This is a genomic window from Curtobacterium sp. ZW137 (genome assembly GCF_003762905.1).
Taxonomy (GTDB): Bacteria; Actinomycetota; Actinomycetes; order Actinomycetales; family Microbacteriaceae; genus Curtobacterium.
Genome location: NZ_RJKS01000001.1, coordinates 1 through 15,958 on the forward strand (window position 1 = coordinate 1; position 15,958 = coordinate 15,958).

Annotated in this window: 10 protein-coding genes; 9 read left to right on the top strand and 1 reads right to left on the bottom strand. The window is 71.7% G+C overall.

Features of this window, described 5'->3' with window-relative positions:
• Positions 1-152 precede the first annotated feature (152 nt).
• The 3 genes from EDF55_RS00005 to EDF55_RS00015 are packed head-to-tail and all read left to right on the top strand — an operon-like array spanning position 153 to position 5,520.
• Complete coding sequence (locus tag EDF55_RS00005; protein WP_123652917.1) at positions 153-1,283, top strand: ROK family transcriptional regulator; 1,131 nt, start codon at positions 153-155, stop codon at positions 1,281-1,283.
• A 53-nt stretch (positions 1,284-1,336) separates the two neighbouring features.
• Positions 1,337-3,355: a beta-galactosidase gene (locus tag EDF55_RS00010; protein WP_260235637.1), complete on the top strand. Its 2,019-nt coding sequence runs from the start codon at positions 1,337-1,339 to the stop codon at positions 3,353-3,355.
• Complete coding sequence (locus EDF55_RS00015) at positions 3,352-5,520, top strand: alpha-galactosidase (RefSeq protein WP_260235638.1); 2,169 nt, start codon at positions 3,352-3,354, stop codon at positions 5,518-5,520. Before EDF55_RS00010 ends, EDF55_RS00015 begins: the two co-directional genes overlap by 4 nt.
• Before the next feature lie 36 nt (positions 5,521-5,556).
• Here EDF55_RS00015 and EDF55_RS00020 read toward each other — a convergent pair whose 3' ends face one another.
• Positions 5,557-8,103 (bottom strand): glycosyl hydrolase 2 galactose-binding domain-containing protein, encoded by a 2,547-nt coding sequence (locus EDF55_RS00020; RefSeq protein ID WP_123652918.1) that lies wholly within the window; start codon positions 8,101-8,103, stop codon positions 5,557-5,559.
• Between the two features lie 117 nt (positions 8,104-8,220).
• Here EDF55_RS00020 and EDF55_RS00025 point away from each other — a divergent pair, with 117 nt between their 5' ends.
• From EDF55_RS00025 to EDF55_RS00050, 6 genes are read left to right on the top strand one after another with little or no spacing between them, the layout of a single operon-like run.
• Complete coding sequence (locus EDF55_RS00025; RefSeq protein ID WP_123652919.1) at positions 8,221-9,906, top strand: ABC transporter substrate-binding protein; 1,686 nt, start codon at positions 8,221-8,223, stop codon at positions 9,904-9,906.
• Positions 9,907-9,940: 34 nt separating this feature from the next.
• Positions 9,941-10,930, top strand: coding sequence for an ABC transporter permease (locus EDF55_RS00030; protein WP_123652920.1), 990 nt, complete (start codon positions 9,941-9,943; stop codon positions 10,928-10,930).
• A gap of 14 nt (positions 10,931-10,944) precedes the next feature.
• Positions 10,945-11,937, top strand: coding sequence for an ABC transporter permease (locus EDF55_RS00035; RefSeq protein ID WP_123652921.1), 993 nt, complete (start codon positions 10,945-10,947; stop codon positions 11,935-11,937).
• Positions 11,934-12,812 carry an ABC transporter ATP-binding protein gene (locus EDF55_RS00040; RefSeq protein WP_123652922.1) on the top strand — a complete coding sequence of 293 codons (879 nt, stop codon included), beginning with the start codon at positions 11,934-11,936 and terminating at the stop codon, positions 12,810-12,812. Before EDF55_RS00035 ends, EDF55_RS00040 begins: the two co-directional genes overlap by 4 nt.
• Positions 12,809-13,702: an ABC transporter ATP-binding protein gene (locus EDF55_RS00045; protein WP_123652923.1), complete on the top strand. Its 894-nt coding sequence runs from the start codon at positions 12,809-12,811 to the stop codon at positions 13,700-13,702. Before EDF55_RS00040 ends, EDF55_RS00045 begins: the two co-directional genes overlap by 4 nt.
• Positions 13,663-15,861: a glycoside hydrolase family 36 protein gene (locus EDF55_RS00050; protein ID WP_185016990.1), complete on the top strand. Its 2,199-nt coding sequence runs from the start codon at positions 13,663-13,665 to the stop codon at positions 15,859-15,861. Before EDF55_RS00045 ends, EDF55_RS00050 begins: the two co-directional genes overlap by 40 nt.
• The last annotated feature ends 97 nt before the right edge of the window (positions 15,862-15,958 follow it).

The window sequence follows — 15,958 nt, forward strand, 5'->3', positions numbered from 1 at the left end:
GAAGCTAAGCCTCTCAGCGCCGATGGTACTGCAAGGGGGACCTTGTGGGAGAGTAGGACGCCGCCGGACTCAACGTTGCAAGAACAGGGAACCCCCGACCAGTACTGGTCGGGGGTTTTCTGCGTTTAGGATCAGCCGACGACGGAGGAACGATGACCCACACATGGCCACCGCTGCCGGAAGGTTCTCGCCTGGCGCTGCGCGAGATCCTGATCCACGGGACGCTCTCGCGTGCGGAGATCGCGCGGTCGCTCGGGTTGTCGCGTGCGAGCCTGACGCGGGCGATGCGGGTGCTCGTCGGACACGGCATGGTGTCCGAGATCGGTACGGACGTCCGCGGTGCCACGGGCCGGCCCTCGGAGCTCCTGCAGGCGAGTTCGGGCACGTGGGAGTTCCTCGGCATCAAGCTCACGAAGGACCGGCTGTACGCCGCCGTGACGGACCTCGGCGGCCGCGTGCTCGCCCTCCACGAGGAGGGGATGCCGTCCACCACAGCGGAGGACGTCGCCGACCAGATCACGGCCGTGCACGAGCGTCTCCGCGGGGTGCACCCGGCGGTGTGCGCGATCGGGGTCTCCCTGCCCGGTGACGTGCTGACCCGTGGGGGAGAGGCCGTGGTGTCGTCGTCCCCGTTCCTCGGGTGGACGGACGTGCCGTTCGCGCGGATGCTCACCGAGCGCACGGGCCTGGCGGCCTTCACGGCGAACGACGTGCACGCGCTCACGGCGAAGGAGCACTGGTTCGGTGCCGGTGCCGGGCGCCGCTCGATGGTCCTCGTCACGGTGGGTGAGGGGGTCGGGCTGGGGCTGATCGCCAACGGGGAGGTGTCGACGGGGGAGCACGGGCGCCTCGGGCGGATCGGGCACGTCCCGGTGCTCGGCGGCGGTCCGGACTGCGGTGTCGGGCACGCCGGGTGCGCCTCGAGCTACCTGCCGAGCCCGGTGATCGTCCGGAACTCGGGCCACGTCGGTGCCACCTACGACGAGGTCGTCGAGCTGGCCCGGACCGGGGACGCCGCGGCACTCCGGGCGTTCGAGGACGCCGGCCGTGCGCTCGGCGTGGTCCTGTCCACGGTGGTGCTCGTCGCGGACCCGGCGGCGATCGTCCTCACGGGTGACGGGCTGCCGGTGTACGACATCGCGCGGTCGAGCGTGGACGAGGCGCTCCGGGGTGCGATGGCGCCGTACACGGACCCGGTCACGGTCGAGGTGCAGCCGTTCGAGTTCTCCGAGTGGGCGCGGGCCGGAGCGGTGCTCGCGATCCGCCAGCTGCTGGGCGTGTAGGGACTTAGTTACACCCGTTGACAAACCTCCCGTGAGACGGGAGGCTGGTGCGCGTGAACGCAGCACCAACCGTCTCGTGGCCCACCGATGGCCTGTCGTTCGGCGGCGACTACAGCCCCGAGCAGTGGCCCCGCGAGGTCTGGGACGAGGACGTCCGACTGATGCGCGAAGCCGGGGTGAACCTGGTCACCGTCGGGGTGTTCTCCTGGGGGCTGCTCGAGCGGTCGCCGGGCGAGTACACCTGGGGCTGGCTCGACGACGTCCTCGACCTGCTGCACGCGAACGGCATCGCCGTCGACCTCGCGACGCCGACCGCGGCACCGCCGAGCTGGCTCCTGAGGGCACACCCCGAGGTCCTGCCGGTCGACCGGGACGGCACCCGCCAGCACCCCGGTGGTCGCCTCGGCTGGTGCCCGGACTCGCCGGTGTTCCGGGAGCACGCGCGCCGCATCGTCGACGCCGTGGCCGAGCGGTACGGCAAGCACCCCGCCGTGCGGCTCTGGCACGTCAGCAACGAGCTCGGCGGCGGGAACGCCCGCTGCGCCTGCGACGCCTCCGTCGCGGCGTTCCGGGTCTGGCTCCGGCAGCGGTACGGCACGATCGACGCCGTCAACGCCGCCTGGGGCACGGCCTTCTGGGGGCACACCTTCACCGACTTCGACGAGGTGTCGCTCCCGCGCGGCCCGCGGAACGGCGCACCGAACCCGGGGCTCTTCCTCGACGCCGAACGGTTCTCCTCGAACTCGCTCCTGGCGCACTACCAGCTCGAGAAGGCCGCGATCGAAGCGCACTCCGACGTCCCCGTGACGACGAACTTCATGGTCGGCGCGGCCTCCCAGGTGGTCGACTACGCGGACTGGGCGACGCACGTGGCGATCCCCGCGAACGACCACTACACGATCGTCGACGACCCCCGACGCGAGCAGGACCTCGCCGCGGCGGCCGACCGGATGCGCGGCATCACCGCCGGGCGCCGGCCGTGGCTCCTCATGGAGCACTCGACCGGCGGACCGAGCTGGCAGGAGCGCAACCGGGCGAAGGAACCGGGGGAGATCCTCCGGAACTCGCTCGCGCACGTGGCCCGCGGGTCCGACGGCGCGCTGTTCTTCCAGTGGCGCGCCTCGACGGCCGGCGCCGAGCAGTTCCACTCCGCGATGCTGCCGCAGGCCGGCACCCGCACCCGGGTCTGGCGCGAGGTCACCGCGCTCGGCCGCGCGATGCAGGCACTCGCTCCGGTGCAGGGCAGCACGGTCGAGCCGGCGAGGGTGGCGATCGTCGTCGACGAGGCCTCCGGCTGGGCGATGCAGACGGGCCTCAAGCCGCACCGGGCACTCCGCTACGCCCGCGAACTCCGTGCCTGGCACTGCGCGTTCTTCGACCGTCAGGTCCTCACCGACGTGGTGCCGCTCGACGCGGACCTCGACGGCTACGACGTGGTGGTGCTCCCGACGCTGCTGATCGTCGACGACACCGCTGCCGCCCGGCTCGCCGCCGTGGTCGACCGCGGTGCCACCCTCGTCGTCACGTACCTGTCCGGCGTCGCCGACGAGCACGCCCGCATCCGCACCGGCGGGTACCCGGGCGCCTTCCGCGACGTCCTGGGCGCGTGGTCCGAGGAGTTCACCCCGCTGCAGCGCGGGGAGCGCTGGCCGCTCGACGACGGCGAGACCGTCACCGACTGGGCCGAGGCGGTCGTCGTCGAGGACGCCGAGGTCGTCCTCGCGTACACCGACGGTCCGCTGGCCGGCCGGGCAGCGGTCACGCGCCGCGCCGCCGGCGGCGGCGCCTGGTACGTCGCAGCGGCCCTCGCGGATGACAGCATCCAACGGCTCGTGGACCGGATCGTCGAGGAGCGAGCGGTCCCGCGGACCGTCACCGGTCCTCCCGGCCTGGAGGCGGTGCGTCGCGTCGGACGCGACGGTTCCGCGTTCCTGTTCCTCGTCAACCACCGCGCGGACCCCGTCACGGTGCTCGCGTCCGGGACGGACCTGCTCGACGGCTCCGGCCACGGGCCGGAGACCGTCGTGCCCGCGGGCCGCGTCCGCGTGCTCCGCGAGGAGCCGGTCTCGTGAGCATCGTCGAGCGGGACACGACCGCGGCCGCGGTGCCGGCACTCCCGGCCCGACGGGTCCACGTGCTCCGCGCGGCAGGGGTGTCGCTCGTCCTGGTGACCGCCGCCGACGGCCTGCCCGAGGTGCTGCACTGGGGCCGCGACGTCGGACCCGTGGACGTCGCCGACACCGACGAACTGCTGCTCGCGCTCGGTCGGCCGATCTCGCCGAGCGCGTTCGACGCACCGTGGCCGCTCACCGTGCTGCCCACCGAACGGGACGGCTGGGAGGGGCGCCCCGCGATCGCCGGGCACGTCGAGGGGCTGCCGCTCGTGCCGCGGTGGCGCGACGTCGAGGTGACCTCGACGTCGCGCGAGGCCGTGGTCACCGCGGACTCCGAGGAGCTCGCGCTCCGCAGTGTCTTCGCCCTCGACGACGCCGGCGTGCTCCGGGTGCGCCACACCGTCACGAACCGCGGTGTCCGGGCCGTGCACCTGCAGGCGCTCGAGGCCGTGCTGCCCGTCGGGGAGCGGGTCTCGGAGGTGTTCGACCTCGCGGGCCGCTGGACCCGGGAGCGCACGCCGCAGCGTCGCGCACTGCCCCAGGGGAGTCACGCCCGGGAGAGCCGCCGCGGCCGGACCGGGCACGACGCGCCGACGTTGCTCGTGCTCGGGACGCCCGGGTTCGACGACGCCTCCGGTGAGGTCTGGGCCGTGCACCTGGCGTGGAGCGCGGACTCCGTGCACCGCCACGACGTGCTCGCCGAGGCCCGACCGGTCCTCGGTGCGGGGGAACTGCTGCGTGCCGGCGAGGTCGTGCTCGGCGCCGGCGAGGACTTCACCGCGCCCGACGCGGTGTTCGTGTGGAGCGACGAGGGGCTCGACGGGATGTCCGCGCGCCTGCACGACTCGCTGCGCGCACGCCCAGGGCACCCGAACCGTCCGCGGCCCGTCGTGCTGAACACCTGGGAGGCCGTCTACTACCGGCAGGAGCTGGCGCCGCTCGTCGCACTCGCCGAGACGGCCGCGGACATCGGGGTCGAACGGTTCGTGCTCGACGACGGCTGGTTCCTCGGCCGGCGCTCGGACGACACCTCGCTCGGGGACTGGCGGGTGGACCCGTCGGTGTGGCCGGACGGTCTCCGCCCGTTGGTCGACCGGGTCCGCGACCTCGGCATGGAGTTCGGGCTGTGGTTCGAACCGGAGATGGTGAGCCCGGTCTCCGAGCTCGCCGTCGCGCACCCGGAGTGGCTGCTGCAACGCCCCGACGACGACGTCCGCACGTGGCGGAACCAGTACGTGCTCGACATGGCGAACCCGCTCGCGCGGGCGTTCGTCCTGGAGAGCATGTCGGCCGTGATCGGCGAGCACCACGTCGACTTCGTGAAGTGGGACATGAACCGGGACATCGTGCACGCCGTGCACGCCGGACGCGCGGGCGTCGACGCGCACACCCGCGGGGTCTACGCGCTGATGGACAGCCTGCGCGCGCGGCACCCCTGGCTGGAGATCGAGGCGTGTGCGAGCGGGGGCGGCCGGGTCGACCTCGGGGTGCTCGAGCGCACCGACCGGGTCTGGCCGTCGGACACCAACGACGCGATGGAACGCCTCGCGATCCAGCGGTGGACCGAGGCGCTGCTGCCGCTGGAGCTCATCGGCGCGCACGTCGGCCCCGAGGTCTCGCACACCACCGGGCGCCACCTCGACCTGGACTTCCGGATGGCGGTGTCGCTGTTCGGCTCCGCCGGACTCGAGACCGACGTCACGCGGCTGACCGCCGAGCAGCTCGACCGGCTGCGGGCCTGGACGACGCTGTACAAGCGGGTGCGCGGGCTGCTGCACACCGGACGGCTGCGGCACCTCGACCTCGGGGACCCGGGGCTCGCGACCACGTCGGTGGTGTCGGTCGACCGGGGGAGTGCGCTCGTGCGCGTCGCCCGGACCGTGACCGGGCCGCAGTCCCTCGCGGTGCCGCTGCGGGTGCGCGGGCTCGACCGGGCGCGGCGCTACCGGATGGCCCCGGCCGCGGGGCTCGGCGTGCCGCACGGGCTCGACATGGTGCCGCCGCCGTGGCTCGGGCGCGGGTACCTGGAGCTCTCCGGTGCGGTTTTCGAGGACGTCGGTGCCCGGCTGCCGATGCTCGCGCCGGGCACCGCGATCGTGCTCGAGTTCACCGCGCTCGACTGACGAGAGGGAGGCCCGGGGAGGCCTCCCTCTCGTCAATCAGGCGAGCAGGGAGCCGGCGTGCCGGAGGACCTCACGAGTGAGCAGCGCCGCCGTGTCGATGCCGGGAGCGCCCGTCACCGTGAACGTCACGGACTCGCCGGGCAGCAGTGACACCAGGCCGTCGTCCACCCGGGCCGCCGCGTCCACCCGGTCCGGGAAGAGCGCGACGTCCCGCGCGTAGGCCGTGGCCGTCACGGTGACCCGGGCGCCGTCCGGCGTCGGGGACACCGCGGTGGTGAACGGGGACGCGGGCAGGGCCTGGTCGACGACCTCGGCGAAGTCGAACACCGTGCGGCCGAGCGGCCCGGTGACGACGAGCACCTCGGACGCCGGGTCCCCGGCTTCCGCGAGCGACGACGGCAGTGACACCCGCGCGGCATCGGCGACGTCGACGGACACCGGGAAGGACTCGGCCGCGAGCGGGGTCCCGTCGAAGCGGACCCGCGCGACGTGGACCTCGCCGGACACCGCGGCCCCCGACCCGTTCACCACGACCACGTCCAGGCGCGCACCGGCAGCGCCCGGCTGCACCGTGACGAGCACCGGCTGGTACGCCTGACGCACCGCGTACCAGACGGGCTTCCGGATCCCCGCGTGGTCGACGAGCGCCCACGACACCACGGGCCAGTCGTCGTTGAGCTGCCACACGATCATCCCGGTGTTGTCCGGCGTCCGGGAGCGGAACCACTCCATCCCGAACCGGATCGCGTGCGCCTGGTTCAGTTGCGCCGCCCAGTGCCAGTCCTCGATCGACGCGGGCGAGGGCAGGTGCCCACGCATCCCGTCCGCGAGCTTCCGGTTGCCCTGGTCCGCCTTCTGGTGCACGAGCATCTCGTGCCCGTCCGGGTCGAGCGGCTCGTCGTGCACGACGGCGGTCAGGGTCGACCACGCGGGCGGCCCCTGGAACCCGAACTCCGCGACGAAGCGCGGCTCCCAGTCGGCGTAGTGCCGGTAGTCGAGCCGGTTCCAGACGTCCCAGATGTGCACCGTGCCGTTGCGGTCGTCGTTCGGCGTGAGGTACTCGTCGAACGAGAACGGGCTGCCCGGCGTGTACGGCCGGGTCGGGTCGAGTTCCGCGACGACGGCGGGCAGCAGCGACCGGTAGTACCCGTTGCCCCAGGTCCGGCCGACGAGTGCGCGCCGCCAGCCCCACTCGGCGTACGCGACGAGGTTCTCGTTGTTGCCGTTCCACACCACGAGCGAGGGGTGCCGGCTGAGGCGGGTGACGGCCTCGCGGACCTCGGGCTCGACCTCGTCGGCGAGCCAGGGCTCCTCGGCGTAGGCGGCGCAGGCGAACAGGAAGTCCTGCCACACCAGGACCCCGAGCTCGTCGCAGCGGTCGTAGAACTCGCGGGACTCGTAGATCCCGCCGCCCCACACCCGGAGCAGGTTCATGTTGGCGGCGATCGCGTCCTCGATCCGGTCGTGGTACCGCTCCGGCGTCATCTCGGTCAGGAACGCGTGGTCCGGGATCCAGTTCGCCCCGCGGACGAGCACCGGCCGGTCGTTCACGCGGAGGAGGAACGGCGCCCCGCCTTCGTCCGCGGCGGTGTCGAGCGTCACGGTGCGGAACCCGACGCGGCCGGTCCAGACGTCGTCGCCGACCTCGACGGTCACGTCGTACAGGGGCTGGTCGCCCTCGCCGCGCGGCCACCACACCGCCACGTCCGGCACCTCCAGACGGAGCGTCGCGGACCCGCCTTCGACGCGGCGCACGCCGGTGATCCGGACGGGAGGCTCGGTGTCGGAACCGGGGTTCGCTGCGGACGCGCGGTGCGGGGCCACGGTGATCCGAGCCTCCAGACCGGGTGCGACCGTACCGGCTGCAGTCGCACCGTCCGCAGACGCGACCGGTGCGGCTCCGATGGCCTGGCGGAACACGCCGGCGCCGCCGGCGGACTCGACGTCGACGTGCGCCGTCAGGACACCGGTGGTGCCGTCGACGTCGACGAGCGGGCGGACGGCGGCGATCCGGGCGCCGCTCCAGGACTCGATGCCGATCGAGCGCCAGATGCCGCTCGTGGCGACGTCGATGCCCCAGTCCCACCCGAAGTTCGACGCGTTCTTGCGGAGCGCGTTGTACGGGTGGTGGTTGACGTGCGGGAGCTCGCCGCCGTGCAGCTCGGACAGCCGTTCGGCCGCGGGCACGGGGGCGTCGAAGGTGACCACGAGCTCGTTCGTGCCGGGGCGGAGCAGGTGCCCGACCGGGAAGCGGTACGAGCGGTGCTGGTTCGCGGTCGTGGCGACGACGATGCCGTTCACCTCGATCGTGGCGAGGGTGTCCAGGCCCTCGGCGACCAGGTCGTGCCGCTCGGCGTCGGGTGCCGCCCAGTCGAAGGTGCGCCGGTACCGCCAGACGGTGTCGCCGATCCACTGCGTCGCGGCCTCGTTGTCGCCGTCGAACGGGTCGAGGATCAGGCCGGCGCGGAGCAGGTCCGTGTGCGCGCAGCCGGGGACCACCGCCGCGATCGGGGCGCTCGGTGCCTCGGCCGGGCCGTGCACCGCCTCGAGGGTCCACGTGCCGTCCAGTGTCGTCCGCTCCATCGCGTCTCCAGTGCTCGTCGGGCCGCGTCGTCGCCGCCTCTTGACCGACTTAGTTTATGCGTGTAACAATCACGCTCACAACGTGGACCTGCGACGACGCAGACCGAGAGGACAACGATGTTCAAGACAACCCGTTCGCGGCTCGCCATCGGCGCGGCCGTGCTCCTCGCCGGGAGCCTCGCGCTCACCGGCTGCAGCTCGAGCGGCAGCGCCAGCACCACCGACGACGCCGCCTCGACCCTCATCGCGTACACCGGCCAGTCCGGCGACTACCAGATCAACTTCAACCCGTGGTCGCCGTCGAACATCGGTGGCGTCGGCACGATCTACGAGTCGCTGTTCTTCATCACCAACGTGAACAACAACGACCCGAAGCCGCTCCTCGGCAAGTCCTACGAGTGGAACGGCGACGGCACGCAGCTGACCATCACGCTCCGCGACGGCGCGACCTGGAGCGACGGCAAGCCCTTCACCTCGAAGGACGTCGTCTTCACGCTCGACATGCTCAAGAAGCAGAAGGCGCTGAACTCGATCGGCTACGACGGCACCGCGAAGGCCGACGGCGACGACAAGGTCGTGGTCTCGTTCGACAAGCCGTCGTTCGTCCTCGGCCCGAACCTGCTCGGCAAGACCTGGATCGTCCCCGAGCACCTCTGGAAGGACATCGACCCGACCACGGACGTCGTCCGGAAGCCCGTCGGCACCGGCCCGTACACGCTCGGCACCTTCAAGGCGCAGGCGTTCACGCTCGAGGCCAACAAGAAGTACTGGGGCGGCGCCCCGGCCGTGAAGACGGTCCGCTACCTCTCGCTCTCCGGCAACACCGCCGGCGCCGACGCGCTCGCACAGGGCTCGATCGACTGGCAGACCGGCCCGGTGCCGAACATGGACGACATCGCCGCCAAGTACCCCGGCTACGACGGCATCACCATCCCGCAGAACCAGATGGCGCTGCTCACCTGCTCGTCCACCGCGCTCGGCTGCACCGGCCCGCAGACCGACCCGGCCGTGCGGCACGCCATCGCCGACGCGATCAACCGCAAGCAGCTCAACTCGCTGGCGTTCGAGAACACCGCGAGCGAGATCTCGCCGACCTTCGCCCTCACCGGCACGCAGAAGGACACCATCTCCAAGGACGTCGACCCGGCCGTGATGCCGTCCTCCGCCGACACCGCCGCAGCCGACGCAGCGCTGAAGGGTGCCGGCTACGCCAAGGGCGCCGACGGCATCTACGCCAAGGACGGCAAGAAGCTGTCCCTGACCGTCGAGGTCGTCACCGGCTGGACCGACTACATCACCGCCATCGACACGATGACCCAGCAGCTCAAGGCCGCCGGCATCGAGCTCAAGGCGCAGCAGTCGTCGTGGAACGAGTGGACCGACAAGAAGACCAAGGGCAACTTCCAGCTCGCGATCGACTCGCTCGGCCAGGGCCCGGCATCGAACCCGTACTACCTCTACAACAACTACTACTCGACGGCGAACACCGCGAAGGTCGGCGAAGCCGCCCCGATGAACATCGCCCGCTACAGCAACCCGGACGTCGACGCGGCGCTCGCGAAGCTCGCGACGATCAACCCGACCGACACCGCGGCGACGCAGCCGGAGTTCGACACCATCCAGCAGCACATCGTCGAGGACATGCCCTACATCCCGGTGATGACCGGCGGCACGACGAGTGAGTTCCACTCGGCGAAGTTCACCGGCTGGCCCACCGAGAAGGACCTCTTCGCCTTCCCGGCCGTCTGGGCGAGCCCGGACAACGCCGAGATCTTCAAGGCGCTGAAGCCGGCGAAGGGCTGATCACGATGGGATCGCGACCGAGGGGCACTCGACGATGACCTACTTCCTGCGCAAGATCGGCTTCTACGTCGTCGCACTCTGGGCGGCACTGACGCTGAACTTCATCATCCCCAGGCTCCTGCCCGGGAACCCGGTGGACATCCTGCTCGCCAAGCTCCAGCAGCGCGGCGGACAGGTGACCCCGGCGACCCGGCAGGCGTACGAGCTGCTCCTCGGTGGCGATTCCTCGGAACCGCTCATCGTCCAGTACGGCCGCTACCTCGCCAACGTGTTCCGCGGTGACCTCGGCGTGTCCGTCAGCTACTTCCCGGCCCCCGTCACCGAGGTCATCGCGAGCTCGCTGCCGTGGACCATCGCCCTCGTCGGGATCGCGACGATCCTCGCCGCGATCATCGGCGTCGGCCTCGGCGCCTTCGTCGGGTGGCGCCCCGGCACCTGGCTCGACTCGTTCGTCCCGGCCACCACCCTGCTCGCCGCGGTGCCGTACTTCTGGCTCGCGCTGATCCTGGTGTACTTCTTCGCCACCGGACTCCACCTGTTCCCGGCGCAGGGCGGCTACGACGTCGTGCTGAACCCCGGGTTCAACTGGGACTTCATCGCCTCGGCGATCAAGTACGGGGTGCTGCCGGCGGTGACGATCGTGCTCGCGTCCCTCGGCGGCTGGCTGCTCGGGATGCGCAACATGATGGTCTCGACGCTGTCCGAGGACTACATCACCACCGCGCAGGCGAAGGGCCTCTCCGACGGCAAGATCCTGCGGAACTACGCCGCGAGGAACGCCGTGCTGCCCTCCGTCGCCGGCTTCGCGATCTCCCTCGGGTTCATCGTGTCCGGCTCCGTCGTCACCGAGCAGGTGTTCTCCTACCCGGGCATCGGGTCGAAGCTCCTCTCCGCGGTGACGAACAACGACTACGCGCTCATGCAGGGCATCTTCCTGTTCATCACCCTGGCGGTCCTCGGCGCGAACCTCGTCGTCGACCTGCTCTACGGGATCATCGACCCCCGCACGCGGGCACGGGCCTAGGGAGCGCGCAGACCATGACGAACATCCAGCAGGAGACCGAACCCACCATCGGCGCGCTCGCGGAGGAGGCCGACAGCACCACGTCGATCGCCACCCGCAAGGCGACGAAGGGCGGTCTCCGCCGCTTCCTCCCGACCCCCACCCCGTGGCTGATCACCGGCATCGTGCTGGTCCTCGGCGTCACGCTGTTCGGGGTCATCGGGCCGCTGCTCGTCGGCGACCCGACCACCATCCGCGACTCCGGCCTGCAGGGACCGAGCGCAGCGAACCTGCTCGGCACCACGCAGACCGGGCAGGACGTCCTGGCGCAGCTCGCCTACGCCACCCGCGGGAGCCTGCAGATCGGGCTCATCGTCGGGCTCCTGGCAACGGTGCTGTCCGCGTTCTTCGGCATCCTCGGCGCCTACCTCGGCGGCTTCATGGACGAGGCGTTCTCGCTCTTCTCGAACGTCTTCCTCGTGATCCCCGGCCTGCCGCTCGTCATCGTCATCTCCGGCCTCGTGCCGCGTGAGGCGCGCGGGCTCTGGACGATCGCCGTGGTCCTCGCGATCACGTCGTGGGCCGGGTCCGCCCGGGTCCTCCGCGCGCAGACGATGTCGATCCGCAACCGGGACTACGTCTCGGCCGCCCGGGTCGCCGGCGAGAAGCCCTGGCGGGTGATCGCGGTCGAGATCCTGCCGAACCTGCTGCCCGTCCTCGCGTCGCAGTTCGTGTTCGCGGTGATCGCGGCGATCCTCGGGGAGGCCGGTCTGTCCTTCCTCGGGCTCGGAGCGTCGAACTCCTCGACGCTCGGCACGATGCTCTTCTACGCCCAGAACGGCTTCGCGCTGGCGAACGGCGCCTGGTGGTGGTTCGTGCCGCCGGGGCTCCTCATCGCCCTGCTCGGCATGGGCCTGTCCCTGGTGAACTTCTCCATCGACGAGGTCATCAACCCCCGACTCGCCAACGTCCGTGCGCAGCGTCGGCGCGAGCGTCGCCTCCGCCGCCTGAAGGGAACGCAACGATGAACGCCGTCCTGACGATCGAGCACCTCGACGTCGTCTACGAGACCGAACACCCCGTGCACGCCGTCAAGGACGTGTCGCTGACGCTCGCCCCCGGGGAGATCCTCGGGCTCGCGGGGGAGTCCGGCTGCGGGAAGACCACGCTGGCGTACGCGATCACCCGGCTGCACCGGCCGCCGGCGAAGGTGACCTCGGGGAGCATCACGTTCCACGACCGTGACGGCACCGACATCGACCTGCTCGGGCTGGAGCACGAACAGCTCCGCGCGGTGCGCTGGTCGAAGCTGTCGATGGTGTTCCAGGGCGCGATGAACGCGCTCAACCCCGTGACCACCATCCGCGCGCAGCTCGACGACGCACTCGTCGAGCACCGGAAGGGGCTGTCCCGCAAGGAGCGGCGCGCGATCGCCGAGGACGCCCTCAGCCGCGTCGGCGTCGACCCGTCCCGCATCACGGCGTACCCGCACGAGCTCTCCGGCGGCATGCGGCAGCGCGTGATGATCGCGATGGCGATGCTGCTCGAACCGCAGATCATGATCATGGACGAGCCCACCACGGCGCTCGACGTCGTCGTGCAGCGCGAGATCCTCCGCGAGATCGTCCGGCTCCGCGACGAGCTCGGCTTCGCGGTGGTCTTCATCACGCACGACCTGCCGCTGCTCCTGGAGATCAGCGACCGGATCGCCGTGATGCTCCGCGGCGAGGTCGTCGAGTGCGAACCGGCAGCGGTGATCCAGCACGACGCCAAGCACCCCTACACCCGGCGGCTGCTGCAGTCGTTCCCGAGCCTGTCCGGCGCACGCGGGTCCTTCATCCGCTCGGGCGTCGAGGACGAAGCACTCGAGCACGCCGTCACCGCCCAGGAGGAACTCGCATGACCAGCGTGACCGTCAGCCACCTCGGCAAGGACTTCCACACCCGCAAGGGCCTGAAGCGCACCACCCTGCACGCCGTCGACGACGTGTCGTTCGAGCTGCTGCCCGGACGCACCGTCGCGCTCGTCGGGGAGTCCGGCTCGGGCAAGTCCACGATCGCCCGGATGCTCGCGAAGCTCGAGACGCTCACGCACGGCTCGATCGACGTCCGGCTCGAGGACGGCACCCCGGTGCTCGGCAGCATGTACCGCCGGCACGTGCAGATGGTGTTCCAGGACCCCTTCGCGTCGCTCAACCCGTTCCACTCGATCGAGCACCACATCGCCCGGCCGCTGCAGCTGCACAACCGGGCCCGTGGCTCCGAGGAGACGTCGGCGAAGGTCCGGGAGCTCCTCGGCCGCGTGAACCTCGACGAGGACTTCGCGTCCCGTCGGCCGCACGAGCTCTCCGGCGGGCAGCGGCAGCGCGTCGCGATCGCCCGCGCGCTGGCACCGGGCGCGCAGGTGCTCATCGCCGACGAACCCGTGTCGATGCTCGACGTGTCGATCCGGCTCAGCGTGCTCAACCTGCTCGGGCGGCTGCAGCGCGAGGACCACCTTGCGGTGCTCTACATCACGCACGACCTGGCGACCGCGCGGCACTTCTCCGACGAGATCCTGGTGCTCTACCGCGGCCGGGTCGTCGAACGAGGACCCTCGGACGCGGTCATCCTCGACCCGCACCACGACTACACGCGGCTGCTGGCCGAGGCGGCGCCCGACCCCGAGCGCGGGGAACGCCGGGTCACCGCGGGGCCGGCGCTCGACCGCTCGAAGATCGACAACACCACGTGCTACGACCACACTGTCGGCGCGTGGGTGTCGAGCACGCCGGCACCGGTCGGAGCCCGGTGAGCGCCACGCCCTTCGTCGACTGGGTCACGTCCGGGTTCTCGGCGCGCTTCCGCGTCGCCGCGGACCAGCCGGTCGCGCTGGTGTCGTTCGTCCCGGCAGGGGCGGCGCTCGCCGACGGGCCCGACGACCCGCAGCCGCTCGTCGAGCTCACCACGATCGGGCACGGCCGGTTCCCTGGCGGCTTCCGGCACGTGGACTCCACGATCGGCGCGCGGCTCCGGCCGGTGCCGGACGGGGTGACGCACCACGAGCCCGGAGACGGAGACGGAGACGGGGACGTGGACAGGTCCGACGTCGAGTTCCGGATCCGACAGGCGGACGCGGCCACGGGCCTCCAGGTCGAGTCGGTGTTCCGGGCCCGCGACGGCGTCGCGGCGTTCCGGACGTGGACCGACGTGTCGACGGGCGGAACCGCCAGCGAGACCGACGGCGTCGTCGAGCACGTCGAGCACGTCGTCGACTTCGTCTCGTCCTTCGCGACCGGGGCGTTCCTGACGGACTCCGGCGCGAGCGTGGACGACCTGACGCTGACGCACGCCGACAACGACTGGGCTGCGGAGAACCGGTGGCGTACGGACCCCCTGCGGGACATCGGCCTCGCCCGCATCGACCGCGAGGCCCAGCACCACCCACCCCGCAGCCGCGCCGTGGTGCAGAACCGCGGCTCGTGGTCGACCGGGGAGGCGCTGCCGATCGGGCTCCTGCAGGCCGAGCAGTACTCGCTCGTCTGGCAGATCGAGCACAACGGGCCGTGGCTGTACGAGCTCGGGGAGACCCGGCGGCACGCGTACGTCGTGCTGAGCGGGCCCACCGACCAGGAGCACCAGTGGACGGCGCCGGTCGCACCAGGGCGTCCGTTCACGAGCGTGCCCGTGTCCGTGGGGATCGCGACGTCGCTCGACGGGGCCTTCGGGGTGCTGACCGCGCAGCGCCGGGCGATCCGGCACGTGCGACCGGCGGACCTCGCGCTGCCGCTGGTCTTCAACGACTACATGAACACGCTCATGGGCGACCCCACCACGGCGAAGCTGCTGCCGCTCGTCGACGCCGCGGCCGATGCGGGAGCGGACCTGTTCTGCATCGATGCCGGCTGGTACGCCGAGGGGCACTGGTGGGACACGGTGGGCGAGTGGCTGCCGGCGGCATCCCGGTTCCCGGGCGGGCTGGCCGAGGTCATCGACCACATCCGCTCCCGCGGGATGCAGGCCGGGCTCTGGCTCGAGCCCGAGGTCGTCGGCATCAACTCCCCGCTGGCGTCCACGCTGCCGGCCGACGCCTTCGTGCAGCACCACGGGGTGCGGGTCGCGGAGCACGGGCGGCACCTGCTCGACCTGCGCTCGCCGGCCGCGCGGGCGCACCTCGACGAGGTCGTCGACCGGCTGGTCGGGCAGCTCGGCGTGACGTTCTTCAAGATGGACGACAACACCATGACGGGTCCGTTCCCGGGGATGCTCGAGCACCAGCGGGCGCTCCTGGACTGGCTCGACGACGTGCAGGCCCGGTACCCGGAGCTCCTCATCGAGAACTGCGCGTCGGGAGCGATGCGTGCCGACGGGGCGATGCTCTCGCGGCTGCACATGCAGTCCACCTCGGACCAGCAGGACCCCGTGCTGTACGCCTCGATCGCGGCCGCTGCACCCGCGGCGATGCTCCCCGAGCAGGCCGGGAACTGGGCGTACCCGGCAGTCGCGATGTCCGACGAGCTGTTCGTGCTGTCGCTCGTGAACGGGGTGCTCGGCCGGATGTACCTGTCCGGGTACCTCAACGAGATGTCCGACGCGCAGCGAGCCCTCGTGGCGTCGGCGATCGCGGCGCACCGGGAGGTCCTGACGGTGGTCTCGGACGCGGTCCCGGTGTGGCCGCTCGGGCTGCCCGTGTGGGAGGACACCTGGGTCGCCCTCGGCCTCCGCGCCGCGTCCGGCGACCTGTACCTGTCGGTGTGGTCGCTCCCCGGGGCGGGCGACTCGGTGACGCTGCCGCTGCCGGAGTTCACCGGGCAGGCCGTGTCGGTCGAGCCGCTGTTCCCGCTCGAACCGGCACCGTGGGTGCCGTCCTGGGATCAGGCGGACGGGACCCTGCACCTCACCAGCGGGGACACGGCGCCGACGGCGCGGGTGCTCCGCATCCGCCCTGGAACCGACGGAGCGGCCGGGGACTGAGCGGACGGGCGCCGATGGCAGCGGCGCGCGTCGAGGACGGACGGGAGGCACGGTGCGGGCAGGCACCGAGCCTCCCGTCCGGTGTGGGGTCGCGGTA